This window comes from Parasphingorhabdus sp. (assembly GCF_048269865.1).
Lineage (GTDB): Bacteria > Pseudomonadota > Alphaproteobacteria > Sphingomonadales > Sphingomonadaceae > Parasphingorhabdus.
This window is the reverse complement of record NZ_JBLWUA010000001.1, coordinates 408035-426204: the sequence shown is the minus strand read 5'-3', so window position 1 is coordinate 426204 and position 18170 is coordinate 408035. Positions and strand designations below refer to the sequence as shown.

Below are 18170 nucleotides of genomic sequence, written 5' to 3'. Positions count from 1 at the left end.
TTGGCGTCTGGAGAGTAGCATGTTGAACCAACGTATTGAAGCCGCACGCCCCATTGCGCATAAAATCAATGAGGTCGAAAAATCCCTGAACTTGACTATGGTACAGATGGGCGAATTGATGAGCAGCATCGCGGCTGCGCGCCTTGCTCCCGGTACCCGCTTTTCCTTGACCGCAGGAATGGACGCGTCGGAAAAACTGATCTCCGCCGTTGCGCAAACAGCGCGCAGCTATCGGGAAGTGGTCGAAGCCCATGGGCATCTTGCTGAAGACCGGCAAAATGCCGGGCTGCAGGCCGTGAGCTGGGGTGATTATGCCGAATGCCCACCACTGGAAGCGAAAGGCGACGAAGAGCCTGTGAACACGCTGCGGGTGGTTGAAACCGCTTAGCCCGACTGCCGAGACTTGACGGGACTGTTGTTATTTGGTCCGGTCAACCAATGTCTCGCATCGATTTCTTTCTGTCGCTCCTGACCATTGTTTGCCTTTACTCAATGATCAGGGGCGGCGAACCCGAAAGAAGAGTTGTACTGATCTTGATCGGTGGATTCGTGATGTCGATCATTGCGACGACGCCTTCGGATGAAATGTATATGCGCCCCGAAATCGGCGTCTTTATCGTAGACCTGGCAATGCTGTTCGGATTTGCGATTCTGGCGCTGAGCGCAGAAAGGTATTGGACTATATGGATGTGCTCTATGCAAGTGATTCAGGTTATGTCTCATATCCCCAAAATGATAATCCCCGAACTGCTCCCTCAAGCCTATTACATGATAGTGGCGTTCTGGGCTTATCCGATGCTCATCGTGCTGGCCATCGGCACATATCGTCACCAGAAGCGTCTTCGGCTATTCGGGGCCGACAGATCCTGGAGCGACTTTTCATCCTTGCCAAGATAGACAATGCCTCCGAAGTCGCAGCCGCATTGATCGCTGAATTTGGTTCCATTGGTGCCGCCCTGCACGCTGATCCGCGCAAAACCGGCGACCATCCTGCACGAGCCATCTTGTCGTTGGTGCGTGAAGCGATGCTGCTGTCGTCAAGGGACAAGATGCTGGAACGCATCTGCCTGTCCAAGGCCACCGACGTGATCGAATATCTGATCGTCGCAATGGCGCGATTGCCGCTCGAAGAAGTGCGGGTATTGTTTCTCGACAGCAAAAACCGGCTAATCAGCGACGAGGTCGTTAGCAGGGGGACGGTGTCGGAGGCCCCCATCTATCCTCGTGAAATATTGAAACGGTCGCTCGCACTCGACGCGTCAGCATTGATTCTGGCTCACAATCATCCTTCCGGTGATCCTAGCCCCAGCGAGGGAGATATAGAAGCAACGCGCAGGCTGCTCACCGCATCGGAAGAGCTTGGCCTGACCGTTCACGATCATATCATTATCGGCAGAGAAGGCTGGGTCAGCCTGCGTGACTGGGTGACTTTCGCGTGACCTTGCTCCTGCTCCCGCGCCTGCATGCTAACGGAACCAACCGTTCTATCGCCAAGGGGAACCATCGATAATGTCCTCATCGATTTCGGATGAGCTAAGAGTAAAGCTGCTCCGCTCGGAAACCGATGCGCTTTTGCAGTCGCCTGACTTCGTTCGCTCACCGGTCATGTCACAACTGTTGAGCTATCTGGTAGAAGAAGCCATTTCCCATCCGGGCAACCCGCCCAAGGCCTATCAGGTTGCCGTCGACGGGCTGGGCCGCACCGAAGATTTTGACGTTCAGGCTGACAGCTACCCCCGCGTGCAGGTAGGTCGACTGCGCAAAATGCTGGCTGCCCATTATGCGGCTCATGGCGGCGCAACCCGTCTGCATATTCCTATCGGCCATTATGCGGTCGAAGTCGAAGAGCATGACAGCAAACTGGACAGGCGACCGATTGGGTCAGGCCGGCCCGAAATTGCCAGTCCGGCCGCTGTCGACTCCGCTCAATGGTTTACCAACCGCGAAGCCCTGATCGGACTGGCTGCCCTCCTGCTGTTCGGCACAATTGGGCTAATATGGTGGTTCAACACCGCCAATCCGCCGGCCGCAGAGGACGTGGCGGCAGCGTACAATTACACTTTGCCGCCGAAAGTCTATATTGCTACCGATCAAAGCCAACCGTCCACACCAAACGGCACGAACGCCGCTTCCCTCGAACTGTTCTTTGAAGATGCGTTCGCGAGCTCTTCACAAGTGCGCCTTGTAGCCGCAGACGGGGCAGATCTGAATCCGCAAGAGAGTCAAAACGGCTATCTGTTTGATAGCCAATTGGTGACGGGACCCAGTGGACCTGTAATAAGTTTTTCGCTGACTTCTTTGCTGAAGAACGAGAAGATCTGGTCGACGATGATGCCGTTACCCGAGTCCGTTTCCGAATATCCCGAAAAGCTTGGGCCGATAGCTAGCCGAGTCGCCGGTGTCTATGGCGTAATTCCGACCGACCAGCGCAAGCGTCTGCCAGATGATGCGATGATTGGCTATGCCTGCCTGCTGCGCTTTGAAAGCTACCGCGCCAACCGTGATCCGCAACAGTTGCCGACCGTGAAGTCCTGCGTACAAAAATCGCTCGTGGCCGATCCACTGGATAGCAGCATACTTGCGGCCGCCTCATATTTGTCTTTTTTGCGGGAGGAAGCCACTGGCAAGCAGCCCGATCCGGAAGCCGGGTTGGAATATGCCCGCAACGCGATGATTCGTGGCCGGGAAGATGCTTCGGCGAACTTCGCTCTCGCCAGAGCGAGTTTTTTCAATGGCAATTGCGGTCGTGGCAAGGAGTTTGCCGAAAAAGCGGCTGAGCTTGCCCCTTATGAAGCAACCATTCAGGCCGAAACAGGTGCATATCTGTATGGCTGTAACGATCCGGTTGCGATCAAATATCTGAGACGCGCTATCAGCCTGGACCCACGTGGGTCGATTGTCGCCGAAACGGCTCTGGCGCTGACCCTGTTGGCGGAAGGCAAGGACCGGGAAGCACTGGAATTCGCCGAGAAAATCGTGCCGTCGAGTACCGTCGTAGGCCCCTATTACGAGATGACCATGGCCATGGTCTACGCCAAAAATGGGGAAATTGAGAAATCGCGCGCTTCATGGGACCGTCTAGTCGCTGACTATGGAAAGGACACCGACGAAAGCCACGAACAAATGCTTCGGCGGCTGATAACCAATCCCTTGCTGGCTGATCGCGCCATTGATCTGCTCAAAGGCAAAGGCGTGATCAAGGGATGACTGATCGGGCTTGCCCGCTGCTCTCGCTGCTACAAATCCTGTCAAAAACTGGCGATCAACCCGTCGACCACAAATTGCACGGCAAGTGCACCCAGTAGCACGCCGAGGACCCGGGTAATCACCGCCTCGACCTTGTGACCCAATATCCGCATCAGTGGTCCGGCAGCCATCAGTCCGATCAGGGTCAGCAACAGCACCGATCCCAGCGCGCCAAGAATGACCAGCGCATTGTCTATGCCATCATTCTGCGATGTCAGCAGCATGACCGCTGCGATCGATCCCGGTCCGGCGATCATTGGCATTGCCATGGGAAAGATCGACACATCTTCGATTTCGGGATGTTCGATAATCTCCTGCGCCCGATCCTCGCGCCGCTCGGTGCGTTTTTCAAATACCATTTCAAGCGCGATCAGGAACAGCATGATACCACCGGCGATGCGAAAGCTGTCGAGGCTGATGCCCAGCGCAGCCAGCATTTGTTCGCCAAACAGGGCGAACACCAGCAAAATAATCGCGGCGACGAAAATCGCGCGGATCGCCATGATCCGTCGGTCGCGCGGAGGAGCATTACTCGTCAGGCTGGCGTAGATCGGCGCGCAGCCCGGCGGGTCAATCACCACGAAAAAGGTGATGAAAGAGGAGATGAAGAGCTCGATCATGGAGTTGGCACGGGAACGGTATATTCGTGCACCCGCTTGAAGCTGCCATCGTCTTGCGCCAGATCAACGAAGACAACACGCGAACCATCTGCATTGAATGCGGCGCTCCACACCAGGCTTCCATCAGGCGAGGTCGCCGTCATGCCCTTTGCGGTCAGGCCGGTTGGCAAGGTGCCTCGGACAATCTTTGCCTTGCAGGACGCCACATCGGTCTCGACATAATCGGGTTCCGCAAGCGGTGTGTCCAGCGACTGGCCGTCGTCAAACACCCATGTCCATTCGACTTCCCTGTCCAGCCGTCGCTTGCCAAAATCCTGCTGCCGCCAAACGGTCGTGAAATGGCCGGAGTCTCCCTTGGCGTTCTGCCATGCACCGGTGGAAACGGCCGTGCTGCCGTCACAGGACATATAAATATGGTGCGGTTGCCACGTAACCGCCTGAGCCGGGTCAGCCTTGTCTTTCAGCCATTGCTGCGCATTGACGAGATCGGGCGTGAACATAATCGCATCATCCGCCGCCGTTTCGCGAAAAGCGGTCCATTGCCCCTCTTCCTGCGCCAAACGGGCAAAGGCCAGTTCCGCCTGGACAACCGCGCTTGGGTTGGCAACCGGCTTGCCCATCACCCGGTCATAACGTTCGCGGTCACTGGGGCGACCGCTGCCTGCGGCGCAACTGGCCAAAAGCAGCGCGATTCCGATAGCAGCAAATAGTCGCATTAGAGACCCTCTGGTTTATCCAATCCGGCGCGCGCAGATGCGGCGACCAGCGTGTTGCGCAATAGCACCGCAATGGTCATCGGGCCAACCCCTCCCGGGACCGGCGTGATCGCCCGGACGTGATCCAGCGCTTCTGCGGTGGCGACGTCGCCCACCAGACGGCCTTTGTCGCTGCCCGGTTCCGGATCCAGCCGGTTAATCCCGACATCGATCACTACGGCTCCGGGTTTCAGCCAGTCGCCCTTGACCATTTCGGCACGGCCAACCGCAGCGACCACAATGTCCGCGCGGCGCACCACTGCGGGCAGGTCCCGCGTGCGGCTATGCGCCATCGTAACCGTACAATTTTCAGCGAGCAGCAACTGCGCCATTGGCTTGCCGACAAGGATCGAGCGACCAACCACCACAGCATCGAGCCCGGTCAGATCGCCCAGCGTGTCTTTCAGAAGCATCAGGCTGCCCAGCGGGGTGCACGGAGTCAGCGCCTCCTCGCCATTGGCCAGACGACCGGCGTTGATCACATGAAGGCCATCGACATCCTTGTCCGGATCGATCGCCATGACCACTGCCTTTTCGTCGAGGCCCTTGGGTAGCGGAAGCTGCACCAATATGCCATCTACCGCATCATCTGCGTTCAACTGCTCGACCAGCGCGACCAGCTCTTCCTGCGATGTATCGGCAGGCAAGCGGTGTTCGAAGCTTTCCATGCCGGCAGCGATCGTCGCCTTGTGCTTGGATGCGACATAGACCTGACTCGCCGGATCTTCACCAACCAGCACCACGGCCAGACCGGGCGCACGACCGGTTTGCTTCACAAAGGCGGGAACCGATTCCCGGATCCGCTCGCGCAGACCCGCAGCAAAAGCCTTGCCATCAATGATCTGCGCTGTCGTCAACTCAACAAGGCCTGCGCCAGAGGTGGCAGGATCGCGTCCTGGAGGATGATAATGCCGATGATGACAACCATCGGCGTCAGATCAATGGCGCCGAAATCGGGCATGATCTTGCGGATCGGATTGTAAATCGGCGCAGTCAGCGCGTCCAATGTGGTCCAGATCGCGCGGACAATATCATTTTGCAGATTGATCACATTGAACGCCAGCAACCAGCTCATGATCGCCTGCACGATGATGACCGTAATCGCCACGTTAAGCAGGATGGAGATAATCTGAAGAATTGCGAATGCCATGGCGGACCCTTTATCGATGTTCTGGCAGACCGGCCAGAGATTTGTCTCCGGTTCCACCAATAATTTGCTGTATCACCTATATAAGACAGCTGGCAGTTTAATCAACCGACTCAAGATCATCCCGGACCAATGTACCCGCGCCCTTGCTGGTGAAGATTTCAAGCAGCATCGCGTGCGGTATCCGGCCATCCAGGATGACCGCAGCATCAACCCCTTCCTGTACCGCCTTGACGCAGGTTTCGAGCTTCGGGATCATGCCGCCGGAAATCGTACCGTCCTTGACGAGTTCAACAATTGCCCGCGGTGCAAGATCGGTCAGCAGATCGCCCTGCTTGTCGAGTACGCCGGCAACGTCCGTAAGCAGAAACAGGCGCGCCGCGCGTAACGCTGAGGCCACTGCCCCGGCCATCGTGTCGGCGTTGATATTATAGGTATGGCCATCATCGCCCACGCCGATCGGGGCGATTACCGGAATCATGCCGGAAGACGAGATCATGTCCACCACACGGCGGTTCACATTTTTCGGTTCACCGACATAGCCGAGGTCGATGATCCGCTCGATATTGCTGTCAGGGTCGCGTTCGGTGCGGCGCAGCTTAGCCGCCTTGACGAAGCCACCATCCTTGCCGGAGATTCCGATGGCGTGGCCGCCCGCCTTTTCGATCCAGCTGACCAGTTCCTTGTTGATCGCGCCAGACAGCACCATTTCGGCGATCTCGGCGGTTTCCTTGGTGGTCACGCGCAAGCCGTCGACAAATTTGCTTTCCACGCCAATGCGCTGCAGCATCGCGCCGATTTGCGGGCCGCCGCCGTGAACAACAACGGGATTGATGCCTACCGCCTTCAACAGCACGATATCTTCGGCAAAATTGCGCGCCAGCGCCGGATCGCCCATCGCATGACCGCCATATTTGACGACAAATGTCTTGCCGGCGTAGCGCTGCATGTACGGCAGAGCATCGGTGAGTGTTTCCGCTTTCGCGAGCATGGCGGGATCGGGTGAGTGGTCTATCATGGGCGTCTTTCAGTCTAGCCGGATGGCAAAAGCAAGCCTTTAATCAGTTTTTGAAGCGCTCTGTCCCTTTTTTCGAAGGCACCGGTACGGCCAGCAAGAACAATATCCACTTTCCATAGCTTCATTCCTGCTCGAGTTGCGCTTTCAGCGCGTATAGCTGATCCAGTGCTTCGCGTGGTGACAGAGCATCCACGTCCAGAGCTTCCAGGGCGTCCCGCAAGCCATCCGTTTTCTCCTCGACTTCGGCAAGACTGGCGGCGAACAGCGGCAGATCGCCCAGACCAGCAGCCAGTCCGCCGGTTTCGGCTTTTCCCGCTTCCAGCTTGTCGAGCACCGTCTTGGCGCGGTTCAGCACGGGCTTGGGAATACCGGCGAGCTTGGCCACGGCGAGACCATAGCTGCGGTCAGCCGGGCCTTTTGCAAGTTCGTGGAGCAACACCAATTCGCCCTTCCATTCCCGGGCGCGGACATGGTGCAGCGAAAGCGCATCAAGCCGATCCGCCAGCCGGGTCAGCTCATGATAGTGAGTGGCGAAGAGGCATCGGCAGCGATTGGTCTCATGCACCGCCTCGACCACGGCCCAGGCCAGTGCCAGACCGTCATAGGTTGAGGTCCCCCGACCCACCTCATCGAGAATGACAAAGCTTTTCTCGGTGGCCTGCGAAAGAATGGCTGCGGTCTCCACCATCTCCACCATGAAGGTTGAGCGCCCTTGTGCAAGATTGTCCGAAGCGCCGACACGGCTGAACAAGCGGTCAACGAGACTGAGCTTCGCGGTTGAAGCGGGCACGAAACCACCCGCTTGAGCCAGAATAACGATTAATGCATTTTGGCGCAGAAAGGTCGATTTACCGCCCATATTGGGACCTGACACCAGCCATAGCCGCTCGTGATCCGCCAGCGTGCAATCATTGGCGACGAAGGTCTCGCCCTTGGCTGCCAATGATGCTTCGACCACCGGGTGACGACCGGCCTGGATATCGAGAATATTGCCATCGACAAATTCGGGGCGGCACCACTGCCCCTCGGCAGCGCGTTCGGCGAGCGCGGCTGAAACATCGATCCGGGCCAGCGCATCAGCACTTTCGCTGATCGCCTGCTTGCGGTCCAAGACCTTGTTTACCAGGTCCTCGAAATGCCCTGCTTCCGCTGCCAGTGCGTGAGCGCCCGCCTGCGATACGCGCACCGCTTCTTCGTGCAAATCGGTCGAATTAAACCGGACCACGCCAGCGAGAGTCTGGCGGTGGGTAAAGCCGGAATTTTCAGCCATCAGACTGTCGCCATGCCGAGCGGGCACTTCGATGAAATAGCCGAGAACGGCGTTATGCTTGATCTTGAGCGCATTGATCCCGGTCGTCTCGCGATAGCGCGCTTCTAGCGTCGCGATCGCCTGACGGCCGTCGGAGCCAGCGCTGCGCAGTTCGTCGAGAGCCGCATCGTAACCCGCCGCGATATAGCCACCATTGGCCATTTCGGTTGGCGGCGTTTCGATCAGCGCGCGCTGCAGAAGATCGACCAAAGCGCCATGACCGTCGAGCGCGGGCAGCAGATTTTGCAGCAGCTCCGGAAGACCAATCGCCAGCGCCAGCCGTTCGCGCAAGATACGCGCGCCGGCCAGCCCGTCGCGGATCTGCCCAAGGTCGCGCGGGCTACCCCGTCCCGCAGAGACCCGGCCGAGCGCACGACCGATATCCGGCAGCGCCTTCAGTTCGGTGCGGACGTCGTCGCGGATCGCCGAGCCGTCGTGGAACCATTGGACCAGACCCAGCCGCTGATTGATCGGCTGCTCGGCGAACAGGGGAGCGGACAGGTCGCGGGCCAGCAAGCGCGCGCCGGCCGGCGTGACCGTGCGGTCGATCGCATGAAGCAGGCTGCCCTCGCGCCCTCCAGCCAGCGTGCGGTCAATCTCGAGACTCGCTCGCGTCGGTCCGTCGATGGAGAGAAACTCCCGCGCTTCCCGCTTTCTTGGTGGATGCAGATATGGTGTCTGGCCTTGTGAGACGTGGTCGACATAGGCCACAAGGCCCCCAGCTGTTGCCAGTTCGGCGCGCGAAAATTCGCCCATACCGTCGAGCGTCGCCACACCGAAATGGTCGCGCAATCTTTTGTCCGCACGGCTGCTGTCGAAATTCTCCTTCGGCCACGCTGTAGCCTTTGGCAGCCGGAGCAGCAGGGACGGTGGACAGATGATTTCAGAGGGGGCGAGCCGGGCCAGTTCGGCATCAAGAGCATCGTCAGCAATCGTGGCCAGTTCAAAGCTGCCGGTTGAAATATCCGCTGCCGCCAGCCCGATCTCGCCCTGCACTTCAGCGAGCGCGATCAGCATATTGTCGCTGCGGGCATCGAGCAGCGTGTCTTCAGTAAGCGTGCCAGCGGTGACGTACCGGATGATGTCGCGCGCGACCAAGGCCTTGTAACCGCCCCGCGCCTTGGCTTCGGCTGGCGTTTCGGTCTGCTCGGCAATCGCCACCTTGAAACCCGCACGAATCAGCTTTGCCAGATAACCTTCCGCAGAATGAACCGGAACCCCGCACATCGGGATTGCATCTCCCGCATTCTTGCCGCGCGAGGTCAGAGCGATGTCCAGAGCAGCTGCAGCCAGTTTGGCATCCTCGTAGAACAGCTCGAAAAAATCGCCCATCCGGTAAAACAGAAGACAGTCGCCCGCCTTTTCCTTGAGACCGAAATATTGCTCCATCATCGGCGTCGCCTTGCCCACTGCCGCGCTGGACGATTTGGCCGGTTTTCCGGCCCTATTCTGAGTCTGGGTTGCCATGGCTCCGCGATAGCCGAGTGCAGCCTGACATAAAAGAGCAGCGAAGCTATCCTAGGCAATTTACTTGATATTGCGGCTATGCTTCAAAGCGGGTAAGCCGTCCCGCAGGGACATAATCATCCGAGTAGCGCTCAAAAGCCAACCACCTATATGCGGAGACATAATTTGGCCGACAAGAAAGACAACAATCCGGAGTTTTCCGAACGGGAAGCCCTGCTTTTTCACTCCCACGGTCGGCCCGGAAAAATCGAGATTATCGCGTCCAAGCCGATGGCGACGCAGCGCGATCTCAGCCTCGCCTATTCTCCCGGCGTTGCCGTCCCGGTTCGCGCGATCGCTGAAGATCCGTCAAAGGCCTATGACTATACCGCCAAGGGCAATCTGGTTGCGGTGATCTCCAACGGCACCGCGATTCTTGGTCTCGGCAATCTGGGCGCGCTCGCCGCAAAACCGGTGATGGAGGGCAAGGCGGTGCTGTTCAAGCGCTTCGCCGACGTCGATTCCATCGACCTGGAACTCGACACCGAAGATACGGATGCCTTTATCAATGCGGTTCAAATCATGGAACCGAGCTTTGGCGGGATAAATCTGGAAGATATTGCTGCGCCGGATTGTTTCATCATTGAACAGACCTTGCGCGACCGGATGAATATCCCGGTATTCCACGACGACCAGCACGGAACCGCGATCATCGCGGCTGCCGGCCTGATCAACGCCTGCCTGCTGACCAATCGAAAGATTGAGGATATCAAGGTTGTGGTCAATGGCGCAGGCGCCGCTGCCATCGCCTGTGCCTCGCTGATCAAGAGCCTTGGTGTTCCGCACGATAATCTGACGATGTGCGATCGCACGGGAGTGATCTATCGCGGCCGCGACGATGTTGACCAGTGGAAATCCGCTCATGCCATCGATACCGATGCGCGGACGCTCACCGACGCACTCAGCGGCGCAGATGTGTTCCTCGGCCTGTCGGCCGCAGGTGCGCTGAAACCCGAGATGGTCAAGGACATGGCACCGCAACCGATCATTTTCGCGATGGCCAATCCCGATCCCGAAATCACTCCGCCGGATGCCAAGGCGGCGCGGCCGGATGCGATCATCGCCACGGGACGCTCCGATTACCCCAATCAGGTCAACAATGTTCTGGGCTTTCCGTTCATCTTCCGCGGTGCACTTGACGTGCGCGCAACCCGGATCAATGAAGAAATGAAAGTCGCCGCTGCGCAAGCGATTGCAGAGCTCGCGCGTGAGCAAGTGCCAGAAGAAGTCGCCGTTGCCTATGGCGGCCTGGCGCCGAGCTTTGGCGTGGACTATATCATTCCCGCGCCATTCGATCCGCGTTTGATGGATGTCGTCTCGGCCGCAGTTGCAAAAGCGGCCATGGACAGCGGTGTTGCCCAGAAGCCAATCGAAGATATCGACGCTTATCGACAAAATTTGAAAGCCCGCCTCAACCCGACAACCTCTGTGCTGACACAGGCCTATCAGGCCTGCCGTGTGGCACCGAAACGGATCATATTTGCCGAAGCAGAAGAAGATGTCGTGCTGCGCGCGGCGATCCAGTTCCAGGATGGTGGCTATGGTACACCGGTTCTGGTCGGCCGCGACGAACGGGTCCGGGAAAAGCTCAAGGAGCTTGGCGTGAGCGATCCAGACCGGTTTGAAGTTCATAACAGCCGCAACAGTCCGCTGGTGCCTGATATGGTCAAGATGCTCTATGACCGGCTGCACCGTAAGGGCTATATGGAGCGCGATATCAAGCGCATGGTCAATCAGGATCGCAATATCTTCGGGTCGGCTTTGCTTGCCATGGACCAGGGCGAAGCGATGATTACCGGTGTCACTCGCCCATATTCACAGTCGTTCCGCGACGTCGCCAAGGTTATCGATGTCGAACAGGGGCGCACCGCTTTCGGCATTCACGTCATGGTCGGGCAGCATCACACGGTGTTCATGGCCGACACCACGGTGAATGAACGGCCTACCGCTCACGAACTGGCGGACATTGCAGAGCAGACCGCTGCCGTAGCCCGGCAGATGGGCCATGAGCCGCGCGTTGCGTTTCTGAGCTATTCGACTTTTGGCAATCCGGAAGGCCGCTGGCTCGACAATCTGCGCGAAGCAGTGGCTCTGCTCGATGAACGACGGGTCAATTTCGAATATGAAGGCGAAATGGCACCCGATGTGGCGCTGAATCCGAAGCTCATGACAAACTATCCGTTCAGTCGCCTGTCCCAGCCGGCGAATGTGCTGGTCATGCCAGGCCTGCAGTCGGCAAATCTGTCAGCAAAATTGCTGCGCGAACTGGGCGGCGATTCAGTGATCGGCCCGATGCTGGTCGGACTGGAAAAATCGGTGCAGATTGCGACGATGGCGTCCACGGCGTCAGAGCTGGTTACCCTGGCCGTGCTTGCCGCAAGCGGCATTGCCAAATAAGCGGAACGCCTAGGGCCGGGTACGGTCGTTGCTGGGACCTTGCGCGCCGGGAGCACCAACGGCGCCGATATTGCCGAACAGCTCTTCAAAAAAGGAGCGATTGCGGCCCAGCGTAGGCGTTTTGTCGCCGTCCGGGCTGATGTTCGCAACCAGCTCGAGGCCGGTACGGTCCACCGCAGTGACGTTGCCGTCGGCATCAAACTGAACGCGCATCACTTGCTGATCCCGGGGACGCGGGTTGTTAAAGCCATATTGGCGCGTGTCACGCGACAGATAATACCACGTCTGGTCGTCGAACTGGGCAGTGAAGGTAGGCCGGCCGAGTGAGGCCTCGACCGACTGGCGATTGTCTACACCTGGCTGGATCGCCGACATCAGCACTTCATCAGCGATATAGCCCTGATGGCCGCGCACCTGGGTGCAGCCTGCCATCATCATGGTGCCAGCCATTAGCCCGAGCCAAAGACCGTGTTTCTTGATATTGCCGACCATCGAACTCATTCTCCACTATGCCGCCGACACCCTATCAGTGTCTGACCAGCCATCGCCCATTGCATCTCGCGCGATAAATATCAATATGCCCTGTATCCAGACTTAACAAACGATCAGATCACCGATAAACTTACGATTAACCAGCGGAACCAGCAATGTCCTTTTTCAGCAAGATTTTTTCCCGCGACAATCCCAATGCAAAGATGCAGTCTTTGTACAACGCGATTGTCAGCGAAGGTCGCCAGTTGGGCTGGTACGAGGAAGGTCAGGTGCCAGACAGTCTTGATGGCCGTTTTGACATGATCGCAGCGATATTCTCGCTGGTGCTGATCCGTCTGGAGAAGGACGAGGAGCGGGGTCAGGACCTGGCATGGTTGACCGAAATCTTCATCAAGGACATGGACGGACAATTGCGCCAGATCGGTATTGGCGACATGATCGTAGGCAAGCATGTCGGGCGCATGATGGGCGCGCTCGGTGGACGGGTTGGCGCCTATCGCAGCGCCCTTGAGCAAGGAGCGGACCTGCGTGAGGCGATCGTGCGGAATATTTTTCGCGGTAACAAACCGGACGACGCCGCGCTGGACTTCCTTGCCAAGCGGCTGACCGCCTATCATGATGCGCTGCGAGACTATCCGACGGACGCTATTGTCGCCGGTCAGCTGCCGACCAGCCGGACGGTTGCATAATGGACTCCCCGGAATTCTCCTATATCGTCAAGGCATCCGAAATCGGATCGAGTCCGCGTACCGGCAAATTGTCGGCAACCGAAGAAGAACGGCGAAAGCTGGCAGAGCGATTTGACCTGCCGAAAATCAGCGCACTGAAGGCTGATTATAATTTGGTCGCGAGCGACGACAAGATCGCGTTCACGGGCGTGCTGGAAGCCGATTTGCAGCAGATTTGCTCGGTGACCGGAGAAAGCTTTCCGGTCCGGCTGCGTGAGGAATTTGACATTGGCTTTGTCTCGCAGCTCGCAATCGACGAGACCGAAGAAGAAATCGAGCTTACCGAAGAAGATTGCGACGTCATCGAATATGAGAATGGCAAAATCGACCTGGGCGAAGCGATTGCCCAGACCCTCTATCTTGCGCTCCCGCAATTTCCGCGTGGCCCCAATGCCGATGCAGTGGCACGGGAAAAGCTGCAATCGGAAGAAGAGGCCGGGCCGTTTGGCGCGCTAGCCGCCCTGAAAGACAAGCTCCGCTAGGCGGCTTCCTTGTCCGTCTTGCGTTCCGCAGCATTGATCAGGCGCTTCTGGAGACCGTTCAGCCGCTGCTTGCTGGTGATCTTGCCGCCCAACAGGTCGGTGATATAGAATGTGTCGACCGCACGCTCACCATAGGTCGCGATGTGGGCACTGTGCACAGTCACCTTTGATTCGAATAGCGCGTGCGACAGCTCGTTGAGCAGAGCCGGACGGTCCTGCGCATTGACTTCGATCACGGTAAACCGATTGGACGCGTCATTGTCGACCAAGGCAAAGGGTGTGATTGCAAATGCATCGGCGCGGGAATGCGACAAGGGGCGGGCTTCCAGCTTGGTCGACAATTTGGTCCGGTTGGCCAAAGCATCTTCAACGGCCTTTTTAAGCCGGTCCAACTGGCCCTTCTCGGTGAACGGCTTGCCATGAGGATCCTGGACGAGAAAATTGTCCAAGGCCATACCATCACGGGTCGTGTGAATCCGCGCATCAATGATATTGCCGCCCGAAACATGGATGCCGCCTGCGATTCGATAGAATAATCCAGGGTGATCTGCCGCGAAGACCGTGATCAACGTAGCACCGCGTTCTGGATAGACGTCCGCGAAAATCGCAAGGTCTGTGTCACCGGCATCCAGAACGAGCTTGGCATTTTGCGCAATGATATCGTCCGGCTCTGCGATCCAATAGGGATCGGTGAGCCGTTTTGTCAGCTTCTTGAATTCCGCTTCTGGCAGTTTCAATGTTGCGGCCAAAGCCGCTTTCTTCTGGTCAATCCGCTCCTTGCGGCCACGCTGCTTGTGACCGAGCAACAGCATTTCCTGAGCGGCTTCAAACAGGTCGGTCAACAACTGCCTTTTCCAGCTGTTCCACACGCCCGGCCCGACCGCGCGTATGTCGACGACCGTCAGCACGGTCAGTTGACGAAGGCGCTCGACGCTTTTCACCCTGCTGGCAAAATCCTGGATCGTCTTGAAATCCGACAGATCGCGCTTGAACGCCACCGCCGACATCAGCAGATGATTGCGGACCAGCCAGGCGACCAGCTCGGTTTCGTGCGGCTTGAGACCGAGGCGGGGACAAAGTTTCATCGCCACCTCTGCTCCCAATATACTGTGGTCGCCGCCGCGTCCCTTGGCAATGTCGTGCAGCAGCGTGGCGACAAACAACACGCGCCGGTTCTGCAGTTTCTCCATCGTCGCCGTGCTGTTGGGATGGTCGGCTTCGAGATCACCCCGACCGATCTTCGCCAGCAGACCGATGGCCCGTATGCTGTGTTCATCGACGGTGTAATGATGATACATGTCGAACTGCATCTGCCCGACCACCCGGCCAAAATCGGGGATGAAGCGACCGAAAATTGCGGCCTCGTTCATCCAGCGCAGCACCAGTTCGGGATCGCGCGGCGAACAGAGGATATCGAGAAACAGCTTGTTCGCACGCCGATCCTTGCGGACCTTGTTATCCACCAGCTTGGCATCCCGCCGGGCGGAACGCATCGCCAGCGGGTGAACTTCGAGTTCATGCTTGTCTGCCAACCAAAAAATTTCGAGCAGCCGGACCGGATCATCCTCAAAAAAGGATTCATCTGGCAGCGCCAGCCGTCCGCGATCCAGTACGAAGCCCTTGAGTTTCTTCGGCTTGCGGGTCAGCGACGGCAGGAACCGGCGGACCCCGGCGTTATGCGTCTCATCGAGATGGGCGAGAAACACACCAGTGAGGTTGCCGACCACTTTCGCGTTAAGGAAGTAAAAATGCATGAAACGCTCGACCGACGACTTGCCGGGCCGGTCTGCAAACCGCATCCGCCTGGCCACTTCGGGCTGGAGATCGAAGGTCAGCCGGTCTTCGGCGCGACCGGTGATATCGTGCATGTGGCATCTCACAGCCCAGAGAAAATTCGCCGCCTTGCGAAAGCGCTTGAATTCGTCGGCTGTAAGCAGACCGACATCGACCAGTTCCCCGGCGGAAGCCACCCGGTGGATATATTTCCCGATCCAGTAAAGGGTCTGCAGATCCCGCAGCCCGCCCTTGCCTTCCTTGACATTGGGTTCGACAACATAACGGCTGTCGCCCATTTTTTTATGCCGCGCATCGCGTTCGGCAAGCTTTTCAGCAACGAAGCTGCTGTCGGTGCCGGCAACCACGTCAGCGTAGAACCGCTGCTTCGCCTCTTCGTAAACGTCCGTGTCGCCCCAGATATAGCGCCCTTCCAGCAAGGCCGTCCGGATCGACAGGTCGGCCTTGGCCATGCGGACCATCTCATCGATTGACCGGCTGCTCTGGCCGACCTTGAAACCGAGATCCCATAGCCAGTAGAGCATCGCCTCAATCGCCTGCTCGGTCCAGCTATTGGTTTTATGGGGCGTCAGAAAAGCAATATCGACGTCGCTATGCGGTGCCATTTCCCCCCGACCATAGCCACCAACTGCCATGACCGTGATCCGTTCGCCCGAAGACGGGTTGCTCACCGGATATTGGTGATAGACCGCGATGTCGTGAATCAGGCGAACCAGTTGATCGACGAGAAAGGATTGGGCGGCAGCCATTTCATGCCCGGCCGATGGCCGTTTCAGCAACCGCGCGCTGATTTCCGCACGCCCCGTATCGAGAGCGTCTTGTAGCAGCGGCAGGATTTTCGTCCGCGCTTTCGGCATGCCATGTTCGGCAATCAGGCTGTCGATTTCTCCAGCCAGAACCCGGCGATTGATGATATCGCGCTGGCGGCTGATCCGGGTTGCTGGATCAGCCGGCGCAGTGGGGATATTGGCACGAGCGTTCATCCGGTTGCGGCCAGCTCGTCCCGATGCTTTTTCGCCAGCACGATCTTTGCAATTTTTGCGGTACCGAGCTTCGGCAATGGTTTGTCATATTGCCAGATGTGCACCGGCATCTTGAAGGGGGCGAGTTGATGCTTGAGCGTTTCGAGCAGTTCCTCGTCGGTCAGGCTATGCCCCTCCTTGGTATGATAGACCAGAGCCGGGACTTCCCCGAAGCGTTCGTCCGGAACGCCGAAAATGCAGGCTTCCGCTACCGCAGGATTGGCATAGACCGCAGCCTCGACTTCCTGGCAGCTGATATTCTCGCCGCCGCGGATAATGATCTCCTTCTTGCGATCGACAATATAGAGATAGTCTTCCGGATCGAGATAACCGATGTCCCCAGTGCGAAAATAGCCGTCGTCCGTAAAGGCGTCTTTGGTCGCCTCTTCATTGTTCCAGTAGCCGGTGAAATTGGCAGCGGTGCGAATACAGACTTCGCCGCGCTCGCCCTGGGGCAGTTTGTTCCCGTCATCATCGAGAATTGCCACATCGACAATCGGCGGCGTGGCGCGGCCGGTGCTGTCCGGTTTTTCGAGATAATTCTCATTCTGGTTGGAACAGCCGACGCCATTGGTTTCGGTCAGGCCATAGCCGATCACCGGATAGCCATCGCCCATCTTTTCCTTGATGCGCCGGACATGTTCGACCGGACGCGGGGCACCGCCGGCGGCCATGGTGACACAGCTGCTGAGGTCATATTTGTCAAAATGGGGATGAGAATAGATTTCCATGCTCATCAGCGGCACACCGACAAAATAGGTTACGCGCTCCTTCTCGATCAGGCGCATCGCCTCTTCCGCATCCCATTTGTTCAGCATCACCAGCTTGCGGCCGATGGCATAGCTCACCAGCACCAGCGGTACCGATGCCGTGACGTGGAAAAGAGGAACGCAGACCATCGCCGTGGGCTGCCCTTCCGGCATCGTACCGGCTTTGGTCATGATATTGACCAGCACCAGCACCGTGCCGACGAAGCTCATCGCCCCCTGCACCACCGCGCGATGCTCGGCATAGGCGCCTTTCGATCGACCAGTTGAACCCGAGGTAAACAGGATCGTCGCATTGTCCTCCGGTGCCATTTGCGGCAGCGGCGTTTCTGCGCCACCACCCTTTTCCAGCATGACCTTGAGTCCTTCGAGCGGCAATTTGTCATGTTCAAAGATCAACAGCTTGGCACCATGATTGCGCTTGGATTCGACCAGCCGCTGAGCCCGCTGATAGTCGGCGAACACATAAGAGCAGCCGACATCCTCGATCCCGTCCGCCAGTTCATCACCGCGCCACCAGCCGTTCAATTTGGTCGAAACGCCTCCAGCCATCGTAATCGCCATATCGAGAATGATCCAGTTCGCCGAATTGCGCGCAGCGATCCCGATCCGGTCACCTTTCTGAACCCCGTAGCCCTCAACCAATCCGCCCGCCAAGGCCCGCGCCGCGGCATAGGCTTCGCCAAAGGTCAGCCGAATGTCGCCGTCGACCAGAAACTCCTTGTCGGCGTTCTGATGGCAGAAATACGCAAAATAATCGGAAACATTCTGCGGCGCATTTTTGAAGATTGGCATATCGACGCCGTATTTGTTGATCGTGTCGAGTTCCAGCAATTGACCAGGCTGGGTCAGCGCCTCCAGCGTTTGATCAATTACCATATCCAATT

General features: G+C 57.9%; 16 protein-coding genes. 7 read left to right on the top strand and 9 right to left on the bottom strand.

Features of this window, described 5'->3' with window-relative positions; translation table 11 throughout:
• Window positions 1-19 precede the first annotated feature (19 nt).
• The 4 genes from ACN0WW_RS02010 to ACN0WW_RS01995 all read left to right on the top strand — a co-directional run bounded on the left by ACN0WW_RS02010 (window position 20) and on the right by ACN0WW_RS01995 (window position 3207).
• Window positions 20-388, top strand: coding sequence for a hypothetical protein (locus ACN0WW_RS02010; protein WP_417608844.1), 369 nt, complete (start codon window positions 20-22; stop codon window positions 386-388).
• 50 nt (window positions 389-438) lie between these two features.
• Window positions 439-897 carry a hypothetical protein gene (locus ACN0WW_RS02005; RefSeq protein WP_417608842.1) on the top strand — a complete coding sequence of 153 codons (459 nt, stop codon included), beginning with the start codon at window positions 439-441 and terminating at the stop codon, window positions 895-897.
• Between the two features lie 26 nt (window positions 898-923).
• The gene (locus ACN0WW_RS02000) at window positions 924-1439 is read left to right on the top strand and encodes a JAB domain-containing protein (protein ID WP_417608840.1); all 516 of its coding nucleotides are present in this window, start codon (window positions 924-926) and stop codon (window positions 1437-1439) included.
• Window positions 1440-1509: 70 nt separating this feature from the next.
• Window positions 1510-3207 carry a tetratricopeptide repeat protein gene (locus ACN0WW_RS01995; protein WP_417608838.1) on the top strand — a complete coding sequence of 566 codons (1698 nt, stop codon included), beginning with the start codon at window positions 1510-1512 and terminating at the stop codon, window positions 3205-3207.
• A gap of 41 nt (window positions 3208-3248) precedes the next feature.
• On the opposite strand, the gene ACN0WW_RS01990 is transcribed toward ACN0WW_RS01995, so the two are convergent.
• The 6 genes from ACN0WW_RS01990 to mutS all read right to left on the bottom strand — a co-directional run bounded on the left by ACN0WW_RS01990 (window position 3249) and on the right by mutS (window position 9487).
• The gene (locus tag ACN0WW_RS01990) at window positions 3249-3866 is read right to left on the bottom strand and encodes a MarC family protein (protein ID WP_417608836.1); all 618 of its coding nucleotides are present in this window, start codon (window positions 3864-3866) and stop codon (window positions 3249-3251) included.
• A complete protein-coding gene (locus ACN0WW_RS01985) occupies window positions 3863-4582 on the bottom strand; it encodes a hypothetical protein (protein ID WP_417608834.1) in 720 nt (239 codons plus the stop codon). Before ACN0WW_RS01985 ends, ACN0WW_RS01990 begins: the two co-directional genes overlap by 4 nt.
• Complete coding sequence (gene folD, locus ACN0WW_RS01980; protein ID WP_417608832.1) at window positions 4582-5478, bottom strand: bifunctional methylenetetrahydrofolate dehydrogenase/methenyltetrahydrofolate cyclohydrolase FolD; 897 nt, start codon at window positions 5476-5478, stop codon at window positions 4582-4584. Before folD ends, ACN0WW_RS01985 begins: the two co-directional genes overlap by 1 nt.
• Window positions 5475-5771 (bottom strand): YggT family protein, encoded by a 297-nt coding sequence (locus tag ACN0WW_RS01975; protein ID WP_417608830.1) that lies wholly within the window; start codon window positions 5769-5771, stop codon window positions 5475-5477. Before ACN0WW_RS01975 ends, folD begins: the two co-directional genes overlap by 4 nt.
• Window positions 5772-5868: 97 nt before the next feature.
• The gene (argB, locus tag ACN0WW_RS01970) at window positions 5869-6786 is read right to left on the bottom strand and encodes an acetylglutamate kinase (protein ID WP_417608828.1); all 918 of its coding nucleotides are present in this window, start codon (window positions 6784-6786) and stop codon (window positions 5869-5871) included.
• 121 nt (window positions 6787-6907) lie between these two features.
• Window positions 6908-9487 (bottom strand): DNA mismatch repair protein MutS, encoded by a 2580-nt coding sequence (gene mutS / locus ACN0WW_RS01965; RefSeq protein ID WP_417608981.1) that lies wholly within the window; start codon window positions 9485-9487, stop codon window positions 6908-6910.
• 240 nt (window positions 9488-9727) lie between these two features.
• On the opposite strand from mutS, the gene ACN0WW_RS01960 reads away from it, so the two are divergent.
• Entirely contained in the window at window positions 9728-11998 is a 2271-nt protein-coding gene (locus ACN0WW_RS01960; RefSeq protein ID WP_417608826.1) for an NADP-dependent malic enzyme, read from the top strand.
• A gap of 9 nt (window positions 11999-12007) precedes the next feature.
• Here the strand turns inward: ACN0WW_RS01960 and ACN0WW_RS01955 are convergent, their stop codons facing one another.
• A complete protein-coding gene (locus ACN0WW_RS01955; RefSeq protein WP_417608979.1) occupies window positions 12008-12490 on the bottom strand; it encodes an outer membrane protein assembly factor BamE in 483 nt (160 codons plus the stop codon).
• Window positions 12491-12645: 155 nt separating this feature from the next.
• Here ACN0WW_RS01955 and ACN0WW_RS01950 point away from each other — a divergent pair, with 155 nt between their 5' ends.
• Together ACN0WW_RS01950 and ACN0WW_RS01945 are read left to right on the top strand one after the other, a co-directional pair.
• Window positions 12646-13179, top strand: coding sequence for a ubiquinol-cytochrome C chaperone family protein (locus ACN0WW_RS01950; RefSeq protein ID WP_417608824.1), 534 nt, complete (start codon window positions 12646-12648; stop codon window positions 13177-13179).
• Window positions 13179-13700, top strand: coding sequence for a YceD family protein (locus ACN0WW_RS01945; RefSeq protein WP_417608822.1), 522 nt, complete (start codon window positions 13179-13181; stop codon window positions 13698-13700). Before ACN0WW_RS01950 ends, ACN0WW_RS01945 begins: the two co-directional genes overlap by 1 nt.
• Here ACN0WW_RS01945 and ACN0WW_RS01940 read toward each other — a convergent pair.
• Window positions 13697-16477 (bottom strand): [protein-PII] uridylyltransferase, encoded by a 2781-nt coding sequence (locus tag ACN0WW_RS01940; RefSeq protein ID WP_417608820.1) that lies wholly within the window; start codon window positions 16475-16477, stop codon window positions 13697-13699. The two genes, ACN0WW_RS01945 and ACN0WW_RS01940, sit on opposite strands and share 4 nt — an antisense overlap.
• Window positions 16474-18162 (bottom strand): class I adenylate-forming enzyme family protein, encoded by a 1689-nt coding sequence (locus tag ACN0WW_RS01935; protein ID WP_417608818.1) that lies wholly within the window; start codon window positions 18160-18162, stop codon window positions 16474-16476. Before ACN0WW_RS01935 ends, ACN0WW_RS01940 begins: the two co-directional genes overlap by 4 nt.
• Window positions 18163-18170: the final 8 nt, after the last annotated feature.

Bases quoted from the DNA above. Each gene is read 5' to 3' on its own strand.
- ACN0WW_RS02010 (WP_417608844.1), top strand. From the start codon at position 20: ATGTTGAACCAACGTATTGAAGCCGCACGCCCCATTGCGCATAAAATC.
- ACN0WW_RS02005 (WP_417608842.1), top strand. From the start codon at position 439: ATGTCTCGCATCGATTTCTTTCTGTCGCTCCTGACCATTGTTTGCCTT.
- ACN0WW_RS01995 (WP_417608838.1), top strand. From the start codon at position 1,510: ATGTCCTCATCGATTTCGGATGAGCTAAGAGTAAAGCTGCTCCGCTCG.
- ACN0WW_RS01990 (WP_417608836.1), bottom strand. From the start codon at position 3,866: ATGATCGAGCTCTTCATCTCCTCTTTCATCACCTTTTTCGTGGTGATT.
- ACN0WW_RS01985 (WP_417608834.1), bottom strand. From the start codon at position 4,582: ATGCGACTATTTGCTGCTATCGGAATCGCGCTGCTTTTGGCCAGTTGC.
- ACN0WW_RS01975 (WP_417608830.1), bottom strand. From the start codon at position 5,771: ATGGCATTCGCAATTCTTCAGATTATCTCCATCCTGCTTAACGTGGCG.
- argB (WP_417608828.1), bottom strand. From the start codon at position 6,786: ATGATAGACCACTCACCCGATCCCGCCATGCTCGCGAAAGCGGAAACA.
- mutS (WP_417608981.1), bottom strand. From the start codon at position 9,487: ATGATGGAGCAATATTTCGGTCTCAAGGAAAAGGCGGGCGACTGTCTT.
- ACN0WW_RS01955 (WP_417608979.1), bottom strand. From the start codon at position 12,490: ATGGTCGGCAATATCAAGAAACACGGTCTTTGGCTCGGGCTAATGGCT.
- ACN0WW_RS01950 (WP_417608824.1), top strand. From the start codon at position 12,646: ATGTCCTTTTTCAGCAAGATTTTTTCCCGCGACAATCCCAATGCAAAG.
- ACN0WW_RS01945 (WP_417608822.1), top strand. From the start codon at position 13,179: ATGGACTCCCCGGAATTCTCCTATATCGTCAAGGCATCCGAAATCGGA.
- ACN0WW_RS01940 (WP_417608820.1), bottom strand. From the start codon at position 16,477: ATGAACGCTCGTGCCAATATCCCCACTGCGCCGGCTGATCCAGCAACC.
- ACN0WW_RS01935 (WP_417608818.1), bottom strand. From the start codon at position 18,162: ATGGTAATTGATCAAACGCTGGAGGCGCTGACCCAGCCTGGTCAATTG.